23 protein-coding genes are annotated in these 23,547 nt (G+C 70.3%); 11 read left to right on the top strand and 12 right to left on the bottom strand.

The window, feature by feature from the left end; translation table 11 throughout:
• The first annotated feature begins 193 nt into the window (after positions 1-193).
• Complete coding sequence (locus tag JIX55_RS11600; protein ID WP_257563217.1) at positions 194-1,528, top strand: MFS transporter; 1,335 nt, start codon at positions 194-196, stop codon at positions 1,526-1,528.
• Positions 1,529-1,802: 274 nt separating this feature from the next.
• Here the strand turns inward: JIX55_RS11600 and JIX55_RS11595 are convergent, their stop codons facing one another.
• The gene (locus tag JIX55_RS11595; RefSeq protein ID WP_257563216.1) at positions 1,803-2,450 is read right to left on the bottom strand and encodes a TetR/AcrR family transcriptional regulator; all 648 of its coding nucleotides are present in this window, start codon (positions 2,448-2,450) and stop codon (positions 1,803-1,805) included.
• A gap of 94 nt (positions 2,451-2,544) precedes the next feature.
• Here JIX55_RS11595 and JIX55_RS11590 point away from each other — a divergent pair, with 94 nt between their 5' ends.
• The 5 genes from JIX55_RS11590 (at position 2,545) to JIX55_RS11570 (ending at position 6,512) form a co-directional block, all read left to right on the top strand.
• Positions 2,545-3,732: an acyl-CoA dehydrogenase family protein gene (locus JIX55_RS11590; protein ID WP_257563215.1), complete on the top strand. Its 1,188-nt coding sequence runs from the start codon at positions 2,545-2,547 to the stop codon at positions 3,730-3,732.
• A gap of 82 nt (positions 3,733-3,814) precedes the next feature.
• Positions 3,815-4,102, top strand: a complete 288-nt coding sequence (locus tag JIX55_RS11585; protein WP_257563214.1) for a YiaA/YiaB family inner membrane protein — start codon at positions 3,815-3,817, stop codon at positions 4,100-4,102.
• Positions 4,103-4,221: 119 nt separating this feature from the next.
• Positions 4,222-4,848 (top strand): TetR/AcrR family transcriptional regulator, encoded by a 627-nt coding sequence (locus JIX55_RS11580; protein ID WP_257563213.1) that lies wholly within the window; start codon positions 4,222-4,224, stop codon positions 4,846-4,848.
• Between the two features lie 258 nt (positions 4,849-5,106).
• On the top strand, positions 5,107-5,811 hold the full coding sequence (locus tag JIX55_RS11575; protein ID WP_257563212.1) for a glycoside hydrolase family 11 protein: 705 nt from the start codon (positions 5,107-5,109) through the stop codon (positions 5,809-5,811).
• Positions 5,808-6,512 carry a polysaccharide deacetylase family protein gene (locus JIX55_RS11570; protein ID WP_257563211.1) on the top strand — a complete coding sequence of 235 codons (705 nt, stop codon included), beginning with the start codon at positions 5,808-5,810 and terminating at the stop codon, positions 6,510-6,512. Before JIX55_RS11575 ends, JIX55_RS11570 begins: the two co-directional genes overlap by 4 nt.
• Positions 6,513-6,585: 73 nt before the next feature.
• Here JIX55_RS11570 and JIX55_RS11565 read toward each other — a convergent pair whose 3' ends face one another.
• Positions 6,586-7,047, bottom strand: coding sequence for a MaoC family dehydratase (locus JIX55_RS11565; RefSeq protein ID WP_257563210.1), 462 nt, complete (start codon positions 7,045-7,047; stop codon positions 6,586-6,588).
• Between the two features lie 154 nt (positions 7,048-7,201).
• On the opposite strand from JIX55_RS11565, the gene soxR reads away from it, so the two are divergent.
• A complete protein-coding gene (soxR, locus tag JIX55_RS11560) occupies positions 7,202-7,735 on the top strand; it encodes a redox-sensitive transcriptional activator SoxR (RefSeq protein ID WP_257563209.1) in 534 nt (177 codons plus the stop codon).
• Between the two features lie 60 nt (positions 7,736-7,795).
• Here the strand turns inward: soxR and JIX55_RS11555 are convergent, their stop codons facing one another.
• Positions 7,796-8,872 carry an RNA ligase (ATP) gene (locus JIX55_RS11555; protein ID WP_257563208.1) on the bottom strand — a complete coding sequence of 359 codons (1,077 nt, stop codon included), beginning with the start codon at positions 8,870-8,872 and terminating at the stop codon, positions 7,796-7,798.
• Positions 8,873-9,244: 372 nt separating this feature from the next.
• On the opposite strand from JIX55_RS11555, the gene JIX55_RS11550 reads away from it, so the two are divergent.
• Positions 9,245-9,766: a hypothetical protein gene (locus tag JIX55_RS11550; RefSeq protein WP_257563207.1), complete on the top strand. Its 522-nt coding sequence runs from the start codon at positions 9,245-9,247 to the stop codon at positions 9,764-9,766.
• Between the two features lie 94 nt (positions 9,767-9,860).
• On the opposite strand, the gene JIX55_RS11545 is transcribed toward JIX55_RS11550, so the two are convergent.
• Positions 9,861-10,463, bottom strand: a complete 603-nt coding sequence (locus JIX55_RS11545; RefSeq protein WP_257563206.1) for a hypothetical protein — start codon at positions 10,461-10,463, stop codon at positions 9,861-9,863.
• Between the two features lie 377 nt (positions 10,464-10,840).
• On the opposite strand from JIX55_RS11545, the gene JIX55_RS11540 reads away from it, so the two are divergent.
• Complete coding sequence (locus tag JIX55_RS11540) at positions 10,841-13,654, top strand: penicillin acylase family protein (protein WP_257563205.1); 2,814 nt, start codon at positions 10,841-10,843, stop codon at positions 13,652-13,654.
• Positions 13,655-13,688: 34 nt separating this feature from the next.
• Here JIX55_RS11540 and JIX55_RS11535 read toward each other — a convergent pair whose 3' ends face one another.
• A complete protein-coding gene (locus JIX55_RS11535) occupies positions 13,689-15,056 on the bottom strand; it encodes a serine-threonine protein kinase (RefSeq protein ID WP_257563204.1) in 1,368 nt (455 codons plus the stop codon).
• Positions 15,057-15,151: 95 nt separating this feature from the next.
• Positions 15,152-16,390: an exo-beta-N-acetylmuramidase NamZ family protein gene (locus tag JIX55_RS11530; RefSeq protein ID WP_257569298.1), complete on the bottom strand. Its 1,239-nt coding sequence runs from the start codon at positions 16,388-16,390 to the stop codon at positions 15,152-15,154.
• Between the two features lie 212 nt (positions 16,391-16,602).
• Here JIX55_RS11530 and JIX55_RS11525 point away from each other — a divergent pair, with 212 nt between their 5' ends.
• Positions 16,603-17,364, top strand: coding sequence for an SDR family oxidoreductase (locus tag JIX55_RS11525; protein WP_257563203.1), 762 nt, complete (start codon positions 16,603-16,605; stop codon positions 17,362-17,364).
• 140 nt (positions 17,365-17,504) lie between these two features.
• The gene (locus tag JIX55_RS11520) at positions 17,505-18,098 is read left to right on the top strand and encodes a TetR/AcrR family transcriptional regulator (protein ID WP_257563202.1); all 594 of its coding nucleotides are present in this window, start codon (positions 17,505-17,507) and stop codon (positions 18,096-18,098) included.
• A gap of 132 nt (positions 18,099-18,230) precedes the next feature.
• On the opposite strand, the gene JIX55_RS11515 is transcribed toward JIX55_RS11520, so the two are convergent.
• The 6 genes from JIX55_RS11515 to JIX55_RS11490 all read right to left on the bottom strand — a co-directional run bounded on the left by JIX55_RS11515 (position 18,231) and on the right by JIX55_RS11490 (position 23,167).
• The gene (locus JIX55_RS11515) at positions 18,231-19,454 is read right to left on the bottom strand and encodes an acyl-CoA dehydrogenase family protein (RefSeq protein ID WP_257563201.1); all 1,224 of its coding nucleotides are present in this window, start codon (positions 19,452-19,454) and stop codon (positions 18,231-18,233) included.
• 6 nt (positions 19,455-19,460) lie between these two features.
• Complete coding sequence (locus JIX55_RS11510) at positions 19,461-20,495, bottom strand: phosphotransferase family protein (RefSeq protein ID WP_257569297.1); 1,035 nt, start codon at positions 20,493-20,495, stop codon at positions 19,461-19,463.
• A gap of 173 nt (positions 20,496-20,668) precedes the next feature.
• Positions 20,669-21,580, bottom strand: coding sequence for an MBL fold metallo-hydrolase (locus JIX55_RS11505; RefSeq protein WP_257563200.1), 912 nt, complete (start codon positions 21,578-21,580; stop codon positions 20,669-20,671).
• A 273-nt stretch (positions 21,581-21,853) separates the two neighbouring features.
• On the bottom strand, positions 21,854-22,216 hold the full coding sequence (locus JIX55_RS11500) for a DUF202 domain-containing protein (protein ID WP_257563199.1): 363 nt from the start codon (positions 22,214-22,216) through the stop codon (positions 21,854-21,856).
• Positions 22,213-22,605, bottom strand: a complete 393-nt coding sequence (locus JIX55_RS11495; RefSeq protein ID WP_257563198.1) for a YidH family protein — start codon at positions 22,603-22,605, stop codon at positions 22,213-22,215. The genes JIX55_RS11500 and JIX55_RS11495 overlap by 4 nt, the downstream gene beginning before the upstream one ends.
• A 46-nt stretch (positions 22,606-22,651) precedes the next feature.
• Positions 22,652-23,167: an NUDIX hydrolase gene (locus JIX55_RS11490; protein ID WP_257563197.1), complete on the bottom strand. Its 516-nt coding sequence runs from the start codon at positions 23,165-23,167 to the stop codon at positions 22,652-22,654.
• Between the last annotated feature and the right edge of the window lie 380 nt (positions 23,168-23,547).

The following is a 23,547-nucleotide window of genomic DNA, read 5'->3' as shown; positions in this document are numbered from 1 at the left end:
CGTGGAGCGCCTGGGAGCAGGGGTTCCGCCCGGTCCCTTCAGGGGCGCGGGGAACCGCGCGACCAGCCCCCACCCACCCGCAGCCGCACGGTTCACCCGTCACGCGAACCCACCCGTGCACGACCGTTGACCTACATACCGTCCGGTCAGTACGTTCCCGGGAACGTCCCCGCACCCACCGGAGTGTGCACGCATGGACACCGCTCCTTCCTCCTCCCTTCCCACCCCCGCCACCACCCCCCGACCCCAGAGCCACCGCAAGGTGGCCACCGCCGCGGCGCTCGCCTCGGCCGTGGAGTGGTACGACTACTTCGTCTTCGGCATAGCAGCGGCCCTGGTCCTGGGCGACCTCTACTTCCCGGCCGGCAGCTCCTCCGCAGGAGTCCTCGCCGCGTTCGCCACCTTCGCCGTCGGCTTTCTCGCCCGCCCCCTCGGCGGAGTCGTCGCCGGTCACCTCGGCGACAAACGCGGCCGCAAGCCGATGCTCGTCCTGGCCCTCACCCTGATGGGTCTGGCCACCACCGGCATCGGTCTCCTCCCCACGTACGAGACGATCGGGATCGCCGCTCCGATCCTGCTCGTCCTCCTCCGTGTCGCCCAGGGCGTCGCCGTCGGCGCCCAGTGGGGCGGCGCGATGCTGCTGGCCACCGAGTACGCCCCGGCGGGCAAGCGCGGGGTGTACGGCAGCTTCGTCCAACTCGGCGTCCCCATCGGCGTGGTCAGCGCCAACACGATGTTCCTCGCCGTGGGCGCCGCCACCAGCGACTCGGCGTTCGCCGCGTGGGGCTGGCGCGTGCCCTTCCTGGTCGGCCTGTTCGTCCTCGTCCTCGCCTGGTACATCCACCGCCATGTCGAGGAGACACCCGAATTCCGGGCGGCGGAACGGGCGTTGACGGAGAAGGAGAGGAGCGAGAAGGGTTCCCCGCTCAGGACGATCCTCCGCGGCCACCTCGGCACGGTCTTCCTCGCCGGCGGCTCCTTCGCCGTGAACACCGCGACCTTCTACATCCTCATCACCGGCGTCCTCGACTACACCACCCGCGAACTCGACATGAAACGCAGCGCGGTCCTCGCCGTCTCCCTCTGCGTCAGCCTCACCCAGCTGGTGCTGATCCCCGCCGCCGCGGCTCTCTCCGACCGCGTCGGCCGTATCCGGATCTACGCGTTCGGCGCGGCCGGCATCGCCCTGTGGGCCGTCCCGCTGTTCCTGCTCATCGACACCGGCTCCCTGCTGTGGCTCGCCGTCGGCACGTTCGTCGCCAGCTGCTTCCTCAGCATCATGTACGGCCCTCAAGCCGCCCTGTTCGCCGAGCTGTTCACCCCCGAGATGCGGTACACGGGAGCCTCCCTCGGCTACCAGATCGCCGCGGTGTTCGGCGGCGGCCTCGCCCCGTTCCTGATGGTCCTCCTCCTGGAGGCCACGGGCACGTCCATGGCGGTGTCCGCGTACATCATCGGGCTCTCGGTGATCGCCCTCGTGTCGATCAAGGTTCTCGCGGGGAGGGCGAGTTCACGAACCGAGGGTTAGTCCGTGAGTCGAAAGCCAGTCCCGCGTCTGCCGTCCGCGCCGTGCCCCGGAACCACATCCGTGGGCGCGGCGCCGGCCGGGCTCGCCGCCGCGTCGGCCGTCTCCCGGGTGCGCGCCCGGGACCGTGACACCGCCACGCCCGCCAGGCACAGCCGCCACCGGCCGACGTGAGGCTGCGGGCAGTCGTGTCGCTGGGGCGGCACGGGTAGGTGCGGGCGGCACCCTGTCAGCGCCGGCAAGCGACTCCCCCCGCCCAGCGCCGGCCACCGCGCACCTAACAATCCCCGTCCCGCCGCACCCGCTCGTACTGCCGCTCCAACCCGTCCAGCAACGCCCTCAACCCGACCTCGAACGCCCGCTCGTCCACCTTCTCCTGCTGCTCGGCCAGCAGATGGGCCTGCCCGAGGTGGGGATAGTCGGCCGGGTCGTACGCGCTCTCGTCGTCGACGAACCCCCCGGCGAACGACCCGATCGCGGACCCCATGATGAAGTACCGCATCAACGCCCCGACGGACGTGGCCTGCGCGGTGGGCCATCCTGCCTCGACCATGGCGCCGAACACCACGTCGGCGACCCGGAGCCCCGCCGGCCGCCGCCCGGGGCCACGCGCGAGGATCGGCACGATGTTCGGATGGTCACGCAGGGCGGCCCGATACGAGACGGCCCAGTCGTGCAGCGCGGTGCGCCAGTCCCGTCCGTCCTCGAACATCGACAGGTCGACCTGCGCGCTCACCGAGTCGGCGACGGCCTCCAGAATCTGGTCCATGGTCCGGAAGTGGTTGTAGAGCGAGGGCCCGCTCACGCCCAGCTCGGCGGCGAGCCGCCGTGTGGAGACCGCCGCCAGCCCCTCCGCGTCCACCAGCGCCCGCGCCGTCTCCACGATGCGGGCGGTGCTCAGCAAGGGCTTGCGCGGTCGGGCCATGGCGCACATAGTAGGGCTGCACAATTAAACTAGCAGTGATAATTTAGCGGGCGTGAGCAGGCCCGAGCGTGATCTCGTGATGGGGTGATCCGACGTGAACCTTGAGCTGAGCGAGGAGCAGACCGCCGTACGGCAGCTCGCCCGGGACTTCGTGGAGCGCGAGATCGCCCCGCACGTCATCCCCTGGGACCGCGCCGAGAACGTCGACCGGTCCATCGTGAAGAAGCTCGCCGGGGTCGGCTTCCTGGGGCTCACCATCGACGAGGAGTACGGCGGCTCCGGCGGTGACCACCTCGCGTACTGCCTGGTCACCGAGGAACTCGGCCGCGGCGACTCCTCCGTGCGCGGCATCGTCTCCGTCTCCCTCGGCCTGGTCGCGAAGACGATCGCGGCCTGGGGCGACGAGGACCAGCGGCGCCGCTGGCTGCCGGGGCTCACGGCGGGGGAGTACGTCGGCTGCTTCGGCCTCACCGAACCCGGCACCGGTTCCGACGCGGGCAACCTCACCACCCGTGCGGTGCGGGAGGATGGGGGCACCTCCCGCTCGAGCGGAGCCGAGAGCGGGGGAGACTATGTCATCAACGGCACCAAGATGTTCATCACGAACGGCACCTGGGCCGATGTCGTCCTCCTCTTCGCCCGCTCCACCGACGCCCCCGGCCACAAGGGGATCTCCGCCTTCCTCGTCCCCGCCGACACCCCCGGCCTGACCCGCCGCCCCCTCCACGGCAAGCTCGGCCTGCGCGGCCAGGCCACCGCCGAACTGGTCCTGGAGGATGTCCGCGTCCCCGCCTCCGCGATGCTCGGCCCGGAGGGCAAGGGCTTCACCGTCGCCATGTCCGCGCTCGCCAAGGGCCGGATGTCGGTCGCGGCCGGTTGCGTCGGCATCGCCCAGGCCGCACTCGACGTGGCGGTGCGACACGCCGGCGAACGCGAGCAGTTCGGCAGGACCATCGCCCACCACCAGCTCGTCCAGGAACTCATCAGCGACATCGCGGTCGACGTCGACGCGGCCCGGCTGCTCACCTGGCGCGTCGCCGACCTCGTCGACCGGGGCCAACCCTTCGCCACCGAGGCCAGCAAGGCCAAGCTCTTCGCCTCCGAGGCCGCCGTCCGCGCCGCGAACAACGCCCTCCAGGTCTTCGGCGGCTACGGCTACATCGACGAGTACCCGGCCGGCAAACTCCTGCGCGACGCCCGCGTGATGACCCTCTACGAGGGCACCAGTCAGATACAGAAACTGCTCATCGGGCGGGCGCTGACAGGAGTGTCGGCGTTCTGACTCGGCGTTCTGAGTACGCGGGCCCGCCGTCTGAGTATCCCGACGGATGTGGCCCGAGCCACACCTGCCGAACCATGTCCCCATGAGTGAGACACCGGTCAAGCAGCAGAGCACGGCGGCCTTCTACGGCCAGGCCGTCGCCTCCTTCATCGTCGCCATGGGGGCCACCACCGTCGGCATCTACAACCTGGACGCCAATGTCTGGGTCCGCTCCTTCCTGGCCATCGCGGTCCTCTACCTGGTGACCTCGTCCTTCACCCTGGCCAAGGTGATCCGCGACCGGCAGGAGGCCGGCCAGATCGTCAGCCGGGTCGACCAGGCCAGGCTGGAGAAGCTCCTCGCGGACCACGACCCCTTCGAGAAGCTCTGACAAGCCCCGGCCTTGTACGGCACAGCCCGGTACGGCATCGCCCTGAGCGGGCCTTCTAAGCGCTCGCTCACCTTTCGGCGGTATGGTGGTGTCGAGCCATCGGAAGGGGCGAACGAGCGATGAGTACGGCGGAGGAGACGGCCGGCGGCGAACCACAGCCGTGGGCCGAGGTCAACCCGGACGCGGCCCGGCGGCTGCTGGTGGCCGCCGTGGAGGCCTTCGCCGAGCGCGGTTACCACGCGACGACGACCCGCGACATCGCGGGCCGCGCGGGTATGAGCCCGGCCGCGCTGTACATCCACTACAAGACCAAGGAAGAGCTGCTCCACCGGATCAGCCGCATCGGTCACGAGAAGGCCCTCGATGTCCTGCGTACGGCGGCCAAGGGCGAGGGCAGTCCGGCCGACCGTCTCGCCGAGGCCGTACGGTCCTTCGTCCGCTGGCACGCCGGGCAGCACACCGTCGCCCGCGTCGTCCAGTACGAGCTCGACGCCCTCGGCCCCGACGCCCGCGCCGAGATCGTCGCGCTCCGCCGTGAGAACGACGCTGCCGTCCGCGGCATCATCGAGGACGGCGTCGCCGTCGGCGACTTCGACGTCCTCGACGTCCGCGGCACCACCATCGCCGTCCTCTCCCTCTGTATCGACGTCGCCCGCTGGTTCAACGCGAACGGCCCCCGCACCCCCGACGAGGTCGGCTCCCTCTACGCGGACCTCGTCCTGCGCATGGTGGGCGCGAAGAAGTGACCTTGACGATCGGGCCGTTCTTCGAAACATTCGAAGAATCTCGGGACCCTCATGAGTGAGGATGCGGTGACTCTCCTGCCCACACCGTTGCGGGTCCCCGGAAAGCCTCGCTGACCAGCAGGTACTCCCTCTCCGCGCACGCGCCGACTGATCGAATGTTTCGTTCGTGGTGCCGAAACTATTGACAGTTGACAGGGGCAGGCCAACACTCCCTGGGTGAAAGGGCGAACCCCCACGGCCCGAGGAGGGCGCACGCGCATGAACGACGCACCCGCACCCGCACCCACATCCACCCCGCCCCCGAGCCGCAGGCTCTTCCTGGGCGGTCTCTGCACGACCGCGCTGGCCGCCGCGACCGCGGTGGCCCTGCCCGGCACCGCCCACGCGGACACGGTCGTCACCACCAACCAGACCGGCAACAACAACGGCTTCTACTACTCGTTCTGGACCGACTCCCAGGGCACGGTCTCCATGACCCTGGCCGCCGGCGGCGCCTACCGGACCTCCTGGAGGAACACCGGGAACTTCGTCGCCGGCAAGGGCTGGAGCAACGGCTCCCGCAGGACCGTGAGGTACTCGGGCTCGTTCAATCCGTCCGGCAACGCCTACCTGACCCTCTACGGCTGGACGGCCAGTCCGCTCGTCGAGTACTACATCGTCGACAACTGGGGCACCTACCGGCCCACGGGAGCGTACAAGGGCACGGTCACCAGCGACGGCGGCACGTACGACATCTACAGGACGACGCGGTACAACGCCCCGTCCGTCGAGGGCATCCGTACGTTCGACCAGTACTGGAGCGTGCGGCAGTCGAAGCGGACGGGCGGTGCCATCACCACCGGCAATCACTTCGACGCTTGGGGCCGCGCCGGAATGCCCCTCGGCAGTTTCCGGTACTACATGATCATGGCCACCGAGGGATACCAGAGCAGCGGCAACTCCAGCATCACGGTGGCCTCGTGAGCAGGGGACCCAGTCGCTCGTTCCATCTGCTGGGGCGACGGCTGGCCGTCGTCGCGACGGCGGTCGCGAGCGTCGTCCCTCTCGCGCTCACGGGCGCCGCGGCGGCCCCGGCGCGGGCCGCCGCCTGCAATGGCTATGTCGGACTCACGTTCGACGACGGCCCGTCCGGCAGCACGTCGGCCCTGCTCAACGCACTGCAGCGGCACGGGCTGCGGGCCACCATGTTCAACCAGGGCCAGCATGCCGCCGCCAACCCCGCGCAGGTCCGGGCCCAGGTTGCCGCCGGTATGTGGGTGGCCAACCACAGCTACACCCACCCGCACCTGACCGGACTGAACCAGGCGCAGATCGACTCGGAGATCGCCCGGACCCAGCGGGCCATCGCCGACGCGGGAGGCGGCACACCGAAGCTGTTCCGGCCGCCGTACGGCGAGACCAACCCGACGGTGAAGTTGGTCGCGGCCAGGTACGGCCTGACCGAGATCATCTGGAACGTCGACTCGCAGGACTGGAACGGCGCCAGTACGGACGCGATCGTGCAGGCCGCCGCCCGGCTCACCAACGGCCAGGTCATCCTCATGCACGACTGGTCCGCGAACACGCTGGCGGCGATCCCGCGCATCGCGCAGGGTCTGTCCGGACGTGGCCTGTGCGCCGGGATGATCTCACCGCAGACCGGCCGGGCGGTCGCCCCGACGTGAGCGGTCCGAGCCAGGATGGTCCCGGCGAGGGTGACGACAGCGGCCCCACCGCGAGTCGCCCCCTCGCCGGGGCTCAGAAGTAGTACCGCGACACCGACTCCGCCACGCAGACCGGCTTCTCGCCGCCCTCGCGTTCCACGACCACGGCGGCCGTGACCTGCACCCCGCCACCCGCCTCGGCGACCTCCTGGAGCGTGGCGGTGGCGCGGAGGCGCGAGCCCACCGGGACCGGCGCGGGGAAGCGGACCTTGTTGGTCCCGTAGTTGACGCCCATCTTGACGTTGTCGACCTTGAGTACCTGGGGGAGCAGGAGGGGCAGCAGCGACAGGGTCAGATAGCCGTGGGCGATGGTCGTGCCGAAGGGACCGGCCGCGGCCTTCTCGGGGTCGACGTGGATCCACTGGTGGTCGCCGGTCGCCTCGGCGAAGAGGTCGATCCGCTTCTGGTCGACCTCCAGCCAGTCGCTGTGGCCCAGTTGCTCGCCCACCGCCGCCTTGAGCTCGTCGGCGGACGTGAAGATCCTCGGCTCTGCCATGTCCCGGCCTCCCGCATCCCGGATGCCCGCTGCATCCGTGTCAACCATGTCCAGCATGGTGGTTCACCATGTCTAAGCAACTGCTTAGCATGGTCGGCTGCGCAGCCCCTGTCAACGGACCGCGACCCTGTCGGGTGTGGGTAGGCTCGGAGGGGTGCCCCAGATCCCTGAGAAGATCCACGAGTTGACCGTCGGCCAGCTGTCCGCCCGTAGTGGTGCCGCCGTCTCCGCCCTGCACTTCTACGAGTCCAAGGGGCTGATCAGCAGCCGCCGCACCACGGGCAACCAGCGACGCTACAGCCGAGACGCCCTGCGCCGTGTCGCCTTCGTCCGGGCCGCGCAGCGCGTCGGCATCCCGCTCGCCACGATCCGCGACGCGCTCGCCGAACTGCCCGAGGAGCGCACACCCACCCGCGAGGACTGGGCCCACCTCTCCGAGGCCTGGCGGTCCGAGCTGGACGAGCGGATCAAGCAGCTCAACCGGCTGCGCGACCACCTCACCGACTGCATCGGCTGCGGCTGTCTGTCCCTGGCCACCTGTGTGCTGTCCAACCCCGACGACGTCTTCGGCGAACGGCGGAGCGGCTCCCGCCTCATGGTCGAGCGCCGGATGGCCGACGTACAGCCGGAGCCACGGGAGCCGTCGCGGCGCACGGTGGAACAGGAGGAGCCCGGGAGCCGCTGCTGAGCGGCTCCCGGACCCGGGCCCCACGAGTCCCCCGGAGATCCCGTGGGGGGGGGGGGGGCCTCACTCGTACTCGGTGCCGCCCTTACGGGTCAGATACGCCGGGCTGACCGCCTTCGCGATGGCCCGCCCGCCGGTCACCGGGCTGTACCGCTCGGCGGCCGGCCGGATCACGACCCCCTCGCGCAGATGCAGATCCCGCCCGGACAGCGTCTCCCGGCCGGTGGCCACCTCCAGAACCCGGTCGATGGCGTACGGGCCCTCGTACAGCCTCGGCACCAACGGCAGCTCGCCGTCGAGCAGTTCCGACAGCTCCGCCGGGTCCAGCCAGCGGACCTGGCCGCCGATCTCCGCGGAGACGTCGAACACGGCGTACCCGAGCGTGTCGCGGCGCCCGTCCGCGCCGTACGTCAGGTCCTGCACCCCGGCGCCGTACACCTCACCGAAGATCCCGACCCGGCGCGCCCCGAGCCGCTCGGCGAGCCGGGACGCGGCCTCGGCCACCTTGTGGCCGTGGACGGCGCGCCAGTACAGGTTGCGCGGGTCCTCCTTGAGGGCGAGAGACTTCGAGCCGAAGCCCTTCGAGGACACCTGGACGCGGCCGTCGTCGGCGGAGTACGTCACCAGGCACGCCGTTCCGTGCAGCTTCTCGGTCAGGACGACCTGCTCGCCGGGGGTGAAGATATCCGGATAGCGCTGAATGTTCTCGATGTCGACCCAGGGCAGCAGGCTCGGCGCCGACTCGACCTCGCCGCTCATCGTCGGAGGGATCGGCGGCACCCACTTGACGATGCCGAGCCGCTCCGCGAAGTCCGTGCCGTCGGTGACGGCGGCCGACAGGTCCACGTCCGCGAGCGCCCGCGGGCGGCAGACGATGCCCTGCGACAGCTCGCCCCGCAGCCGTACCGCCTTCACCCGGTCGGACCTGCCGCCCGCCAGCCGTCCGGTCAGCCCCAGCTCCTCGATCAGCCCGGTCGGGAGCACGGACTGCTCCGGGATGTAGACGGCGGTGTCACCGGTGCGGTAGGCGCCCTTGGCGACGACGGCTCGGTAGAGGCCCACCTGGGCCAGTTCGAGCGCGTCGGCGTTCGGGTGTTCGTGGATCGTCAGCACTTCGGCGGTGACGCGCAGCGTCGACATCGGGCACTCCTCGGGTGCTCAGTTCGGTTCCATCGCCCTCCACTGTCCGTACGGGAATGGGGTGGAGCGAGCATATTTGCGGCTGGTAGGGTCGCGATCTTCGGTCGCCGGACAGACGGACGGAACACCGTCCGGTACGAGTCCTGACGGGACGCACTCCCTTGTCGTCACCCGCTCTTGAGGTGGCCCTCGCCGACATCGACACCGCCTTCGACGGCTTCACGAGCCCCCGCGAGACCGGTTGTGGCCGAACCTGTGAATCACCGCCCCCGGCGCGTCCCCATCCCCGGTGCAACCGCTTTCGCCGAGACTGTGTCATGAACACGGAGGGGGTATCACCGCGCGCCCTCCGGCAAAGGGGAGGGGACGTCGATGAGCGTCGTCATATGTTCGTTGAAGTGGGAGAAGGCGCACTCGGGCGTACAGAGGATCACCTACGACTCGGACGGCTACCACCTGGTGCGCTTCCCGTACGACACGACCGAGGAGTCGTACGACCCCTGGAAGATGCACGACCCGGCGAACGGCGGCGACACCGCGTCGAAGTTCCCCGATCCGCGCTCCGGACTGATCTGGCCCAGCCACGACGGCTGGGGCGTGCTCTCCGCGATGGTGTTCTGGGAGGCGGACCCCAAGGCGCTGGAGTACCGGGCCCGCTTCGTGCGGGACCCCCTGAACCTGACGAAGAAGAAGTACGACTCGACGGGCACCACGGACAGCGCGCTGACCCGGGGCGGCCAGTTCCGCACCTACATGTGGCAGATGTTCGTGCACAAGGACATGCCGCTCGGCCTCAAGATATCCACGCGTGGGCTGGGGGACACCAAGCGGGCCACGGCGCTCACCCTCGCCGAGTTCAAGCTCGCCATCCACACGGACGTCAAGAAGCCCTAGCCGTCCACGCGGACGTCGGGGTCGTACCCGTCATTCCGGTCGTGCGCGCCGCTCATACACGGGGGTGCGGCATCCCCGGCGCACCCCCGCCGCGCTACGCCGAGATCAGCAGCCGTCCGCGCCTGGACTCCGCCAGGGCCTCGGGCGTGAGCACCGGTCGTGGCACCACGATTCCGCACTCCGTGCAGACCGGGCCCGAGGACGGTTCATGGGCCAGGTCGTACATCCAGACGAGGCGCTCGCCCTCGCACACCGGGCAGGTCGAGCCCGGTTCGCGCTCCAGCGCGGCGATGAGCCGGCGCAGCACATCCGCCATCGGTTCATGGGGATGGACCTTCGGATCGTCGCACCAGGCGACTCCGAACCCGCCCCAGGTCAGCCGGTGCCAGTCGTCGACACTGCCCGGCCTGCGCAGCCCGTCGTACTTCTCCTTCTTGCGGCGCTGCGCGAACTGCACCTCGTAGTCGAGCCAGACGGAGCGGGCCTCCTCCAACTCGTCCAGTGCGGCCACGAGCCGCGCTGGATCGGGGTTGCGGTCCTCGGGGCCGAACCCGGCCCGGGAGCACAAGTGGTCCCAGGTCGCCCGATGCCCGTAGGGGGCGAACCTCTCAAGGCACTTGCGCAGCGAATAACGCCGCAGTGCCAGGTCGCACCGTGGATCTCGCACCTGTCTTGCCAGACTCCGGAAACCCGCCATCGCCCTGCACCTCCGTCACACCTGCACCTGTACTTCGGTCACTTCGGCGTCGTCGTCGGGACGTCGCCGAATAGACGTATCGACACGCGATTCGGCTCCATCCGATTTCCGATGACCTCCATAAGTCGTCTGCTGAGCCGTTCACGGACCATTCCTGCCTACGTCTGACTGTTCCTGGCTTCTTCTTGTGTGCTTACGACTACTTCTGAGTACCTGTTCACGCTGTGAGTCACCTGTCCGGTGGCGGTGGTCTCCGTCTTCGGTCCGGCGCCGCCCGGGGAGCGGCGCGGTGATCCCGAAAACGTGACGCATGTTCATCTTCAATCCCGGGGATACCGGCGGTAACATCCGGCCCACCCCCGTCGGGAGGAGCTGCCATGTCATGGCGCACCCCACGCACCTCACGCAACGCACCGGACAGACTGAGAACTCCCCGTAGATTCCCGGAGTTCCTCAAGGCCGCCTCGATATGCGCACTCGTTGCCGGTCTTTTGTCTCCCCTTTCCCCGGCTTCCCCGGCAGCGGCGGCTGACACCGAGTCAGTCGAGGCCGCGGCCGTGACCGACTACTGCGGCGGCCAGTGCTCGGACATCCTGCCGCCCGGCCAGAACGGCAACGCCACCCTCGCCCAGATCCTCCTCAACCAGGGCTTCGGCACCATGCCGGAGAACGCGAGCAACCAGCTCGGGCCCTACAACAACCTGGCCACCGGCTACTCGGGGCTCACCAACGCCACGATCAACACCTTCTTCAACGACGCCTCCTTCGGCGTCGCCGCCGGCCAGGTCGCCTCCACCCTGAACCCGGCCGGCCGTACCGACGTCACGATCGTGCGCGACAAGAAGACCGGTGTGCCGCACATCACGGGCACCACCCGCTACGGAACCGAGTTCGGCGCGGGCTACGCGGCCGCCCAGGACCGGCTGTGGCTGATGGACGTCTTCCGGCACGTCGGCCGCGGCAAGCTGACCCCGTTCGCGGGCGGCGCCGCGTCCAACCAGGGCCTTGAACAGGAATTCTGGCGCCACGCCCCGTACACCGAGGCCGATCTCCAGGCCCAGATCGACAAGGCGGTGGCCTCCAACGGCGAGCGCGGGCAGCTGGCCCTCGCCGACGTCAACGCCTACGTCGCCGGCATCAACGCCTACATCGACGCCTCCGACAGCGGCCGTTACTTCCCCGGCGAGTACGTCCTGACCGGCCACAAGGACTCCGTCACCAACGCCGGCACCATCGAGAAGTTCAAGCCCACCGACCTGGTCGCGCTGGCCTCCGTCATCGGCGCCCTCTTCGGCTCCGGGGGCGGCGGCGAGGTCAACAACGCCCTGTCCCTGCTGGCCGCCCAGGAGAAGTACGGCGTCACCGAGGGCACCGAGGTCTGGGAGTCCTTCCGCGAGCGCAACGACCCCGAGGCCGCCCTCACCGTCCGCGACGGCAGCTTCCCCTATGCCACCAAGCCCGACAACCCGCAGGGCACGGCCCTGCCCGACGACGGCTCGGTCGCCGAGGAGCCGCTGGTCCACGACCGCACGGGCAGCGCGGCCACCGCCGCCTCCACGAGCGTCTCGTCAGAGGCGACCGAGAGCGCCCTCAGCTCGGCCCGGCGCGGTATGTCCAACGCCCTCGTCGTCAGCGGCGAGCACACCGCGAGCGGCCGTCCCATCGCCGTCTTCGGGCCCCAGACCGGCTACTTCGCCCCCCAGTTGCTCATGCTCCAGGAGATCCAGGGCCCGGGCATCAGCGCCCGCGGCGCCTCCTTCGCGGGCCTGAGCATGTACGTCGAACTCGGCCGGGGTCAGGACTACGCCTGGAGCGCCACCACCTCCGGCCAGGACATCATCGACGCGTACGCCGTCGAACTCTGCCAGGACGACGTCCACTACCTCTACCGCGGCACCTGCACGCCCATGGAGAAGGTCGAGCAGACCAACGCCTGGAAGCCCAGCACCGCCGACGCCACCCCGGCCGGCTCCTACCGCATGCAGGTCTGGCGCACCAAGTACGGCCCCGTGACACACCGCGCCACGGTCGACGGCAAGAAGGTCGCCTACACCACCCTGCGCTCCTCGTATCTGAACGAGGCCGAGTCGATCATCGGCTTCCAGATGCTGAACGACCCGGACTACGTCAAGGGCCCGGAGACCTTCCAGAAGGCCGTCCAGAACATCAACTACACCTTCAACTGGTTCTACGCCGACTCCACCCGCACCGCGTACTACAACAGCGGCGACAACCCCGTGCGTGCCGCGAACGTCGACCCCGAGTTCCCGGCCTGGGCCCAGGCGGCGTACGAGTGGCGCAACTGGAACCCGACCACCAACACCGCCGACTACACCGCCCCTTCGGCCCACCCCAACTCCATCGACCAGGACTACTACATCTCCTGGAACAACAAGCAGGCCAAGGACTACACCACCGCCCCCTGGGGCAACGGCTCGGTCCACCGCGGCAACCTGCTCGACGACCGGGTGAAGCGGCTGGTCGCCGCGGGCGGGGTCACCAGGGCCTCGCTGACGAAGGCCATGGCCGAGGCGGGCCTCGCCGACCTGCGGGCCGAGGACGTCGTCCCGGACCTGCTGAAGGTCATCAACAGCAGCACGGTCACCGACTCCACGGCCGCCGCGGCGGTCAGCAAGCTGCAGACCTGGGTCACATCCGGCTCGAAACGCACGGAGACCTCCGCCGGCTCCAAGACCTACGCCAACGCCGAGGCGATCCGCATCCTGGACGCCTGGTGGCCGCTGCTGGTGAAGGCCCAGTTCGAACCCGGCCTCGGCACCGACCTGTACACCGCCATCACCGCCAACCTGCCCATCGACGAGTCCCCGTCGGCCGCGCACGGCCCGACCGGCTCCCACGCCGGCAGCTCCTTCCAGTACGGCTGGTGGAGCTATGTCGACAAGGACATCCGCTCGGTGCTGGGTGAGTCGGTGCGGGGCCCGCTGGCGAACCAGTACTGCGGCGGCGGCAGCCTCAGCGCCTGCCGCACCCTCCTGATCAACACCCTCAAGGAGGCGGCCGGCAAGACCGCCGCGCAGGTCTACCCCGGCGACGACCACTGCTCGGCCGGCGACCAGTGGTGCGCCGACTCGATCGTCCAGCGGGCCCTGGGAGGCATCAAGCACAACAAGATCAGCTGGCAGAACCGGCCGACCTACCAGCAGGTCGTGGAGTTCACCTCGCACAGGTGAACACCGGCACGCCCGAGTGCGGTGGCGGGTCGGCTCAGGTGATACGGCCCGCCGCCAGCACCACCCGTGCCAACTCCCGGTGACAGATGTCGCTGTGCGCCCCGGACGGCGGGCCGCCGGTCTTCACGACGGCGGCCGCGTCGATGTTCACACAGCCGGACGTGGGCAGCTGGGCCTTGAGGGCGTCCGCGAGCTTGAACGAACGGGTGCCCTTCACCGCCTGGACCCCGCCGTAGCCGAGGGCGCCCCACTTCCCGCCCAGCAGGCTGTTCACGCTCAGGCCCAGCACCGTCCGCGCGTCGCCCGCCATCCGGGAGGCCAGCGGGTAGATCGTGCCGAGCGCCGAGTCGTGTCTGGAGTGGCAGCACACCAACGGGCCGTCGATCCGCTTCTGTTGACCGTTCAGCACGCCGCTCGCGCGTGTGTCGTGGGGCAGTCGCGCCGCGAACGCGTAATGCGAGAAGGCCGCCTGAAGGAGCGTCACCGACTTCACGCCGTGTACGCCTTCCGGCAGCCCGCGCAGGGCGAACGACACGAGACGCGCGCCGAAGCTGTGCCCGACCAGGTGCACTCGCACGTTCGGCGCCGTCCGCGCGAGCTGCCCCAGCAGCCGCCCGAGGCCGCGCTCGCCGACGGTGCCCGCGCGGCGCTTCATCGCGAAGTACGTCGCCTGACGCAGGAGTTCATGGGCGCCGTCCCAGGCCTGCGGCAGACGGACGGCGGCTCCGGACATGACGGCGGAGGGGTTCGCGGACGATTCTCCGGTGGCCGGTTCTCCGGCGGGGGTCATGCCTCCTTCGACCTCCGCCAGCGCCGTCGCGAAGTCCGCGCACACCGTGACCGCGTCCCCGCACAGCATCCCGGGCGTGCCCTCCGGCACCCCCTCCGCGATCGTGTCCGCCGTGAACGCGCCCTGCGGCCCCTGTGGCGGCACCTCCACCAGCAGCCGGACGAGCCGCCCGAACTCCTCCAACGAGGCGCCCTCGTCGGGCCGTTGGTCCAGCAGCCGCGCGAGCTGCTCGACGATCGTGGCCCGCCCCGGGAACACCTCCAGCAGCGCGTGCCGGGTGTTCTTGTCGAGCGCGGGCCGGCTGGGCGCCACGGCCACCGGCTTGAAGTCCCCGATCGGCTCGTCCGAGAACCGCATCGACGGCCACAGCACGCCGACGTAGCCCAGCTCGGCGTGCGGTGCGAGCGTGGGGAACGGGGCGAAGAAGCGGCTGTAGAGCCGGGTCGCGCCGGACCGGTCGTTGTTCCAGCCGTGCGCGAAGACGACCAGGTCCACGACCCCGCGCTTCCCGACCCCGTCGAGCAGCCGGTCCCGCTGGCCGGCGTCCACGTCCCCGTCCGCGTCGAAGGTCAGTTCCCAGTAGGGAGTCACGCTCATATCCGGATCCGCCATGACGAGCCCCCTTCGGCCCCCGTTGGTGGTGCGCTCAGGCGCATGGTCCTGCCAACGGCGAAAGATGGCCATACGTCACGTACGGCGTTTGTCGCTCATCGGTAGAGCAGGTACTCCTCGCGCACCTCGCGGAACGCCGCCAGCTCCTCCTGCCAGCCCGCCACGACCTCGTCCGTGTCCGCCCCCGCGTCGATCATCGTCCGCACCCGCGCCGAGCCGGTCAGCTTGTCGATCCAGTTGTCCGGGCGCCAGGCGAAGCCGCTCCACACCTTCTTGGCGGTCACGAGGAGGCCGATCCCGGTGCGCACGGGGTCGTACGCGGCCCGGTCATGGACATGGATCTGTACGCCGCCGATGGTCTTCCCCTGGAACTTGGAGAACGTCGGCGCGAAGTACGCCTCCCTGAAGTGCGCGCCGGGCAGACCGAGTCCGTTCGCGGCGGCCGCCCACCGCCGGTCGACGCCCTCCGCGCCGAGCAGTTCGAACGGCCGGGTCGTGCCGCGCCCCTCCGACAGGTTCGTCCCCTCGAAGAGACACGTGCCGGAGTACACGAGTGCCGTGTCCGGAGTCGGCATGTTCGGGCTCGGCGGCACCCAGGGCAGCCCCGAGTCGTCGAAGAACCGCGACCGCCTCCACCCCGACATCAGCACGGTCTCCAGCGGTACGGGCGTGGTGAGGAACTCCTCGTTGAACAGCCGCGCCAGCTCCGCCACCGTCATCCCGTGCGCCTGCGAGATCGGCTGCCGTCCGACGAACGTCGCGAACTCCTTGTGCAGCACGGGCCCTTGGGCGCTCCGGCCGGTCACCGGGTTCGGCCGGTCAAGCACCACGAAGCGCTTTCCCGCGAGCTGGGCCGCCTCCATGCAGTCGTACAGCGTCCAGATGTACGTGTAGAAGCGGGCGCCGACGTCCTGGATGTCGAAGACGACCGTGTCCACGCCGGAGGCGGTGAAGATGTCCGCGAGGGGCCGGCCGCTCTTCAGGTAGGTGTCGTGGACCGGCAGTCCGGTCGCCGGGTCGTCGTAGCGGCCCTCGGAGCCGCCGGCCTGGGCGGTGCCCCGAAAGCCGTGCTCAGGGCCGAAGACGGCCCTGAGGTCCACGCGGTCGTCGGCGTGCATCACGTCGACGATGTGGCGGGCGTCTCTGGTGATGCCGGTGGGGTTGGTGACGATGCCGGTCTTCTGGCCGCGGAGGGTTGTGTAGCCGTGGGCGGCCAGGCGCTCGAAGCCGGTGCGGAGCCCTTGCCCCGGGCGGACCGCCTCGGTTGGGGGAGGTGCGCTTATGCCTGCGGCGGCGGTGGTGGCGGCGAGCAGGGAGCGGCGGGAGAGGTGCATGGGGGTGACCTCCGTCATCGCGGGAAGCGGTGTAGGTGCAAGCTAAGCGCTTCCGCGGGTGGTTTGTAGGTCTGCGGGATGTGTGTGGCTGGTCGCGCGGTTCCCCGCGCCCCTAAAAGCAGCTGGCACCCTTTCTCAGTGACATACCGACCGGTTAGTCTGGCCGTCCGAGTGGAGCCGTTCGTGGTACGTCGCGTCGAAGGAGACCGAACGTGGGAGCCGTGCAGGGTGCGGGTGTGGTGGTCACAGGAGCGGGAGGCGGTATCGGGGCCGCTCTGGCGCGGAGGTTCGCGGCTGCGGGCGCCCGGGTCGTCGTGAACGACCTGGATGGTGACCGGGCCAAGGCCGTGGCCGAGGAGATCGGCGGGGTCGCGGTGCCCGGCGACGCGTCGGCGATCGTCTCGTCGGCGCGCGACGCGCTCGGCGGCACCGTGGACGTGTACTGCGCGAACGCCGGTCTCGCCTCGGGCGGTACGGAAGCGGCCGACGAGAAGGTCTGGGCGCTCGCCTGGGACGTGAACGTGATGGCGCACGTGCGGGCGGCCCAGGAGTTGCTGCCGGCCTGGCTGGAGCGGGGCAGCGGGCGTTTCGTGTCCACGGTCTCGGCGGCGGGGCTGCTCACGATGATCGGCGCGGCGCCCTACAGCGTCACCAAGCACGGGGCGTACGCCTTCGCCGAATGGCTGTCCCTCACCTACCGGCACCGGGGGATCAAGGTCCACGCGATCTGCCCGCAGGGCGTGCGCACCGACATGCTGACGGCCTCCGGCAGCGCGGGCGACCTGGTGCTGGCGCCGACCGCGATCGAGCCGGAGGACGTGGCCGACGCGCTCTTCGAGGGCATCGAGAAGGACCGTTTCCTGATCCTGCCGCACCCCGAGGTGGCCGGTTTCTACCAGGCGCGGGCCGCCGACCCGGACCGCTGGCTGACGAACATGAACCACATCCAGCAGAAGTGGGAGACGACCGGCTGACCGCCCTGCCCGGCGGACGGGGCTCCGGAAGTGCGATGATCCTCCGACGGGAGCCCCCGATTCCGGCCGGTCGGGAACCGGCCGAGGGTCGGCGGGCGACCAGTAGGCGACAACAGAACCTCGGAAGGCAGGTGGCGGCAGTGCCCAGGACGACGGACGGGGACGGTACTCCTGTCCCGCAGCGGCTGCTGGCCGCCGCCACCCGGCTCTTCGCCGAGAAGGGGTACGACCGCACTTCCGTGCAGGAGATCGTCGAGGCGGCCGGCGTCACCAAGGGCGCGCTGTACCACTACTTCGGCTCCAAGGACGACCTGCTGCACGAGGTGTACGCGCGCGTACTGCGCATCCAGCAGGAGCGCCTGGACGCGTTCGCGGGGGCCGACGCGCCGGTCGAGGAGCGGCTGCGGGGGGCCGCCGCCGATGTCGTCGTCACCACCATCGACAATCTCGACGACGCGATGATCTTCTTCCGCTCCATGCACCACCTGAGCCCCGAGAAGAACAAACAGGTCCGTGCCGAACGCCGCCTCTACCACGAGCGCTTCCGCGCGCTCGTGGAAGAGGGCCAGGAGGCCGGCGTCTTCTCCAAGGCGACCCCGGCCGACCTGGTGGTCGACTACCACTTCGGCTCGGTCCACCATCTGTCGACGTGGTACCGCCCGGACGGCCCGATGAGTCCGCAGGAGGTCGCGGACCACTTGGCGGACCTGCTGCTGCGGGCGCTGCGCCCGTAGGCGCGTATTCGGGTGCGGATCGGTCGTCGTGGCTCGCCCGGTTCCCCGCTTTTTGAGGGGCGCGGGGAACTGCGCGACCAGCCCCCACTCACCCGCGGTCAACCGGCAACCCCCCGGTACCCCCACCGGCGGTCACACGTACCGCTTCAGCTCCCGCCGGGCCAGCGACCGCTGATGCACCTCATCGGGCCCGTCCGCGATCATCAGCGTCCGCGCCCCCGCGTACAGCTCCGCCAGCGGGAAGTCCTGACTGACACCCCCCGCACCGTGCAGCTGAATCGCCCGGTCGATGATGTCCACCACGGTCCGCGGCGTAGCGATCTTGATCGCCTGGATCTCGGTGTGGGCGCCCTTGTTGCCCACCGTGTCCATCATCCAGGCCGTCTTCAGCACCAGCAGCCGCAACTGCTCGACCGCGACCCGCGCATCGGCGATCCAGTTGTGCACGACCCCCTGCTGGGCGAGCGCCTTGCCGAAGGCCTCGCGCGCGACCGCCCGCCGGCACATCAGCTCGATCGCCCGCTCGGCCATCCCGATGAGCCGCATGCAGTGGTGGATACGGCCGGGCCCGAGCCGGGCCTGGGCGATGGCGAAACCGCCGCCCTCCTCGCCGATCAGGTTGGCGGCCGGCACACGCGCACCCTCGAAGATCACCTCGGCATGGCCGCCGTGGTAGTGGTCCTCGTACCCGAAGACCCGCATCGCCCGCTTCACCGTGACCCCCGGAGTGTCACGCGGGACCAGCACCATCGACTGCTGACGACGGACGTCGGCCCCGTTCGGGTCCGTCTTGCCCATCACGATGAGGATCTGGCAGTCGGGGTTCATGGCCCCGGAGATGTACCACTTCCGCCCGGTGACGACGTAGTCGCCTGTGCCGTCGGAGGCGCGCTCGATCAGCGTGGTGATGTTGGTGGCGTCCGAGGAGGCCACCTCCGGCTCGGTCATCGCGAAGGCCGACCGGATCTCACCGGCGAGCAGCGGCTCCAGCCACTGCTTCTTCTGCGCCTCGTCGCCGAACTGGGTCAGCACCTCCATGTTGCCCGTGTCCGGCGCCGCGCAGTTCAGCGCGGTCGGCGCCAGCTGCGGGGAGCGCCCGGTGATCTCGGCGAGCGGTGCGTACTGGAGGTTGGTGAGCCCGGCCCCGTACTCGGAGTCCGGGAGGAAGAGGTTCCACAGTCCCTGCCTGCGGGCCTCGGCCTTCAGCTCCTCCACCACGGCCGGCGTGTCCCACGGCGAGGCCAGCTCCGCCCGCTGTTCCTCGGCGACGGCCTCGGCCGGGTAGACGTACTCGTCCATGAAGGCGAGGAGCTTGGCGCGCAGCTCCTCCGTACGGGCGTCGAATGCGAAGTCCATGCTGGGTCAGCCTTCCTGGGAGCCGGCGCGAAGAGTCATCAGGCCGTGTTCGATGAAGACGGGGACCAGGTCGCCGATGCGGTCGAAGCCGCGGCCGACCGTCTGGCCGAGGGTGTACCGGTAGTGGATGCCCTCCAGGATCACGGCGAGCTTGAACCAGGCGAACGCCGTGTACCAGGACACCGAGGAGACGTCGCGGCCCGAGCGGGCCGCGTACCGCTCGATGATCTCGGCCGGATCCGGGTGCCCGGCGGCCGCCGCGGTCGTGGAGACGGGCGAGTCGGGCATGGCGAGCGGCACGCTGTACATCACCAGCAGGCCCAGGTCGGTGAGCGGATCGCCGAGCGTGGACATCTCCCAGTCCAGGATGGCCTTGATCCGGTCGTCGTCGCCCAGCAGCACGTTGTCGAGCCGGTAGTCGCCGTGCACGACGGCCGGGGCGGGGGAGTGCGGCAGTCGGCGTCCGAGGGCCGCGTGCAGCTCGTCGACGCCGGCCAGCTCGCGGTTGCGGGACGCGTCCAACTGCTTGCCCCAGCGCCGCAGTTGCCGGTCCAGGAACCCCTCCGGGCGCCCGAAGTCGGCGAGGCCCACCTCGGCCGGGTCCACCGCGTGCAACTCGACCAGGGTGTCGACCAGGCCCAGCACGGCGGCCCGGGTCCGCTCCGGGCCCAGCGGGGCCAGCTGCTCGGCGGTGCGGTACGGGGTGCCCTCGACGAAGTCCATGACGTAGAAGGGCGCGCCGAGCACGTCCTCGTCCTCGCACAGCAGCACGGGACGCGGGACCGGTACGTCCGTCGGGTGCAGCGCGCTGATCACCCGGTGCTCGCGCTTCATGTCGTGCGCGGTCGCCAGCACATGGCCCAGCGGCGGCCGGCGAACGACCCACTTCGCGGAGCCGTCCGTGACCTCGTACGTCAGGTTCGACCGTCCGCCCTCGATCAGCCGGCCGGCGAGCGGACCGCCCACGAGTCCGGGCCGCTCGGCGTCGAGCAGGGCGCGGAGCCGGTCGGGATCGAGACCTGGCGGGGGGTCTGGGTGCATCATCGCTCCTACGCGCGGGTGAACCGGACCCGACTATGATGCCGACCGGTCGGTATGTCGTCCAGTGGGCGACACGAAAGTGATCGGGGTCTCGACGGGATCCGGCCGTGCCGCCGGATCCCGGCGAAGTCGTGGGCCCACCGGGTTCCCGGTTCGCCGAACCCTTCACGGCATCACGCGTGGCAGGTCATCATCTCCCCGCCGTTGATGGTCGCCATGTCCATGAACCCGGCGAACGGGTCCACACCCTCGCCCTCCGGCGTCCCGTCGAGCTCGGCGTACGCCCGGCGCAGGTTCGCCACCAGCCGCTCGCTCTCCGGCAGGACGGCGTACTCCCCGAGATCCGTGCTTCGCGCGGCCTCCAGCGGCGTGAGCCCGGACGCGTGCGACTTCTCGGCGATCTCGGCCACGAACCGCGTGTACCGCTCGGCCTTGTCGAACGCCGACGGGTCGGTGACCGGCCCGTGCCCCGGTACGACGGTCTCGGCGCCCAGCTCGCGCAGTAGCGCCAGCGCCCTCAGCGAACCGCTCAGCGAGCCCATCAGGAAGAACGGCGTCCCGCCCTCGAAGACGAGGTCCCCCGCGAACAGCACCCGCCGGTGCGGCAGCCAGACCACCGAGTCGCCGACCGTGTGCGAGATACCGGGGTGGATGACCTGGGCCTCGATGTCGCCGACGTGGACGGTCATGCGGTCGTCGTACGTCAGGTCCGCGCCCTGGACACCGACGTCCCCGAAGTCGGTCTGCGGCCACAGCAGATGGAGGTGCTGCCCACTGGCGAGGGCCTCGCGGCGGCAGGCCGAGTGCGAGACGAGGGCGGCGGCCGGCGTGAAGAAGCCGTTGCCGTAGGTGTGGTCCCCGTGGTGGTGGGTGTTGACCAGGAAGCGGGGCTTCGGGACGCCGGTGGCGTCGAGCGCGGCGCCCAGGGCACGGGTCCGGCGCTCGGTCGCCGCCGTGTCCACGAGCAACGTGGTGGTTCCGTCACTCACGAAACCGGAGTTGTTCAGACACCATCCGCCGTCCGGCTGCACATACGCGTACACGTCGCTCGCGAGCTCGACGGTGTACGGCTCTCCTGCGGTCATGGTGACCTCCTTCATCCCCCGGATCGTCGCCAACTGGTGGTCAGAGCCTGCCAGTCGGCGACGATCCGGTGGAGTCCGGGGTGTACGGAACGGCGCAGGTGGTCGTACTGATGCCCGCCGTCGGCCGTCCGTGGTCGTCCCGGTGTCCTTCGCGCGCCGTGTGCCGGTGGCCGTCCTGCACCTGGGCCACGTGGTCCCCGCGCGTGACCGCCTGATCCCCGAAGTCCTCGCCGTGCTCGTGGGCGTGCCCGTCGTGCGCCGTGTGACCACCGGTCAGAACACCAGCGCCGCCCCGCACACCGCGAGGGCGACCGTGCACAGGACGGCCGTCGCGGCGATCCCGGGTGCGAGGACGGGCGGGCGGGAGGCCGACAGGGCGTGGATACGGCGGTGGGCGAGCGCCAGAAAGCCCAGCCACAGCACCGCGCACAGGGCGGCGGCCACCACGCCGGCCGCCGACGGCCCGCCGTGCAGCGCGGACTTCGCGGCGAGTACGGCGATCACGACGCCCGTGAGGGTCGTACGCCGCCAGGCGAGCCGGGTGCGCTCGGGCTGGAGGCCGGGGTCACGGTCGGGAGGCGCGGAAGGACCGTCGGGCCCAGGGGAAGCGGGAGGCGCCGGAGGCGCGGGGCTCATCCCTCCCACCCCAGCAGGACGACGGCGACCATGGCGACGGCGACCACCGCGATCACGAAGCTCAGCAGCGCCGGGAACCGGGACACCGGCAGGTCCTCCCCGCGCCGCATCGCCCGCTCGCAGCGCACCCAGTGGTTGACCGCCCGCAACGCGCACAGCACCCCGGCGGCCAGCAGGGCGAGGGCGAGCCCGACGCGCCAGCCCCACCGCAGGTCGGGCAGGAACTGGTCCACCGCGAAACCGCCGCCGATGAGCGCGAGCGAGGTGCGCAGCCAGGCCAGGAACGTCCGCTCATTGGCCAGCGAGAACCGGTAGTCCGGGGTGCGGCCTTCCTCCCGGATCTCCCCGGGGGCGAACCAGAGCCGGACGTTCCGTACAAATTCGATCACGTGTAGGACACTACCGGTCGGCTTCGGAGGTCAGGTGTTCCGTCCGTCAGCCCACCCCGCGACGGGCCCGCAGCCGTTCGTACGCCGCCATCCCGTCCGGCACCCACTCCCACTCGCCCAGCCGCCGCTCCAGCTCGGCCTCCGCCAGGAAGCCGTGCCAGGCGACCTCCTCCACCTGCGGGTTCACCGGAAGCTCGCAGCGGACCTCGTACACGGCCGACCACCAGGTCCGCCCGACCCCGTCGTCGTAAAGGAACTTGAAGAGCGGCTCGGGTTGCGGCAGCCCGGAGACGCCCAGTTCCTCCCCGGCCTCGCGGAGCGCCGCGTGGTCGTAGGACTCGCCCGTTCCCACGACCCCGCCCACGAACATGTCGTACAGCGACGGGAAGACCAGCTTCGTGGCCGTGCGGCGATGCACGAAGACCCGTCCCTCGGCGTCCCGGGCCAGCACGAACACGGCCCGATGACGCATCCCACGCGCGTACACCTCCCCACGCGGGGCCTGCCCGATGACCTGGTCGTTCTCGTCCACGATGTCGAGGATCTCGTCGGCGGCGCTCATGCGCCCATCCAAGCAGGGGCGGGTGCGGCATGTGTGTCGGGTGCGGGCGGGTGGTGCCTGCTCGCACGGCCACGAACCACCCGCACCCGCCGACGCATCCGCACCCCCGAGCCACTGGAGGCCACAGCCGACCCCAGCCTCGCTGCAGCTCCGCCACCCGCATCCCGGCCGGAGGGCGATTTGTGCCCCGACGGGTGACCCGATACGTATTCCGACGGCTCTGGCCCGGCCGCCGGAGGCTGTCCGTAAGAGGAGACACATCCGGGCAGTTGACTAGGTCACTCCTCTGCCGAAGGATCAGAGTCCAAAGCCACTGACCGGCCAGTAACAAAGCGCTGGGCGGTGTCGGCCCTGCCTCGCCCTGCCCCCGCTTGCCTGAC

Source organism: Streptomyces sp. DSM 40750, assembly GCF_024612035.1.
GTDB lineage: Bacteria > Actinomycetota > Actinomycetes > Streptomycetales > Streptomycetaceae > Streptomyces.
Note: the sequence above shows the minus strand (reverse complement) of the source record. Positions and strands in the feature narration are given on the sequence as shown.

Bases quoted from the DNA above. Each gene is read 5' to 3' on its own strand.
- JIX55_RS11505 (WP_257563200.1), bottom strand. From the start codon at position 21,580: ATGACCGCAGGAGAGCCGTACACCGTCGAGCTCGCGAGCGACGTGTAC.
- JIX55_RS11545 (WP_257563206.1), bottom strand. From the start codon at position 10,463: ATGGCGGGTTTCCGGAGTCTGGCAAGACAGGTGCGAGATCCACGGTGC.
- JIX55_RS11530 (WP_257569298.1), bottom strand. From the start codon at position 16,390: ATGCACCTCTCCCGCCGCTCCCTGCTCGCCGCCACCACCGCCGCCGCA.
- JIX55_RS11490 (WP_257563197.1), bottom strand. From the start codon at position 23,167: ATGAGCGCCGCCGACGAGATCCTCGACATCGTGGACGAGAACGACCAG.
- JIX55_RS11510 (WP_257569297.1), bottom strand. From the start codon at position 20,495: ATGCACCCAGACCCCCCGCCAGGTCTCGATCCCGACCGGCTCCGCGCC.
- JIX55_RS11555 (WP_257563208.1), bottom strand. From the start codon at position 8,872: ATGTCGACGCTGCGCGTCACCGCCGAAGTGCTGACGATCCACGAACAC.
- JIX55_RS11585 (WP_257563214.1), top strand. From the start codon at position 3,815: ATGAGTGAGACACCGGTCAAGCAGCAGAGCACGGCGGCCTTCTACGGC.
- JIX55_RS11535 (WP_257563204.1), bottom strand. From the start codon at position 15,056: ATGGCGGATCCGGATATGAGCGTGACTCCCTACTGGGAACTGACCTTC.
- JIX55_RS11550 (WP_257563207.1), top strand. From the start codon at position 9,245: ATGAGCGTCGTCATATGTTCGTTGAAGTGGGAGAAGGCGCACTCGGGC.
- JIX55_RS11595 (WP_257563216.1), bottom strand. From the start codon at position 2,450: ATGGCCCGACCGCGCAAGCCCTTGCTGAGCACCGCCCGCATCGTGGAG.
- JIX55_RS11580 (WP_257563213.1), top strand. From the start codon at position 4,222: ATGAGTACGGCGGAGGAGACGGCCGGCGGCGAACCACAGCCGTGGGCC.
- JIX55_RS11575 (WP_257563212.1), top strand. From the start codon at position 5,107: ATGAACGACGCACCCGCACCCGCACCCACATCCACCCCGCCCCCGAGC.
- JIX55_RS11600 (WP_257563217.1), top strand. From the start codon at position 194: ATGGACACCGCTCCTTCCTCCTCCCTTCCCACCCCCGCCACCACCCCC.
- JIX55_RS11515 (WP_257563201.1), bottom strand. From the start codon at position 19,454: ATGGACTTCGCATTCGACGCCCGTACGGAGGAGCTGCGCGCCAAGCTC.
- JIX55_RS11565 (WP_257563210.1), bottom strand. From the start codon at position 7,047: ATGGCAGAGCCGAGGATCTTCACGTCCGCCGACGAGCTCAAGGCGGCG.
- JIX55_RS11540 (WP_257563205.1), top strand. From the start codon at position 10,841: ATGTCATGGCGCACCCCACGCACCTCACGCAACGCACCGGACAGACTG.
- JIX55_RS11500 (WP_257563199.1), bottom strand. From the start codon at position 22,216: ATGAGCCCCGCGCCTCCGGCGCCTCCCGCTTCCCCTGGGCCCGACGGT.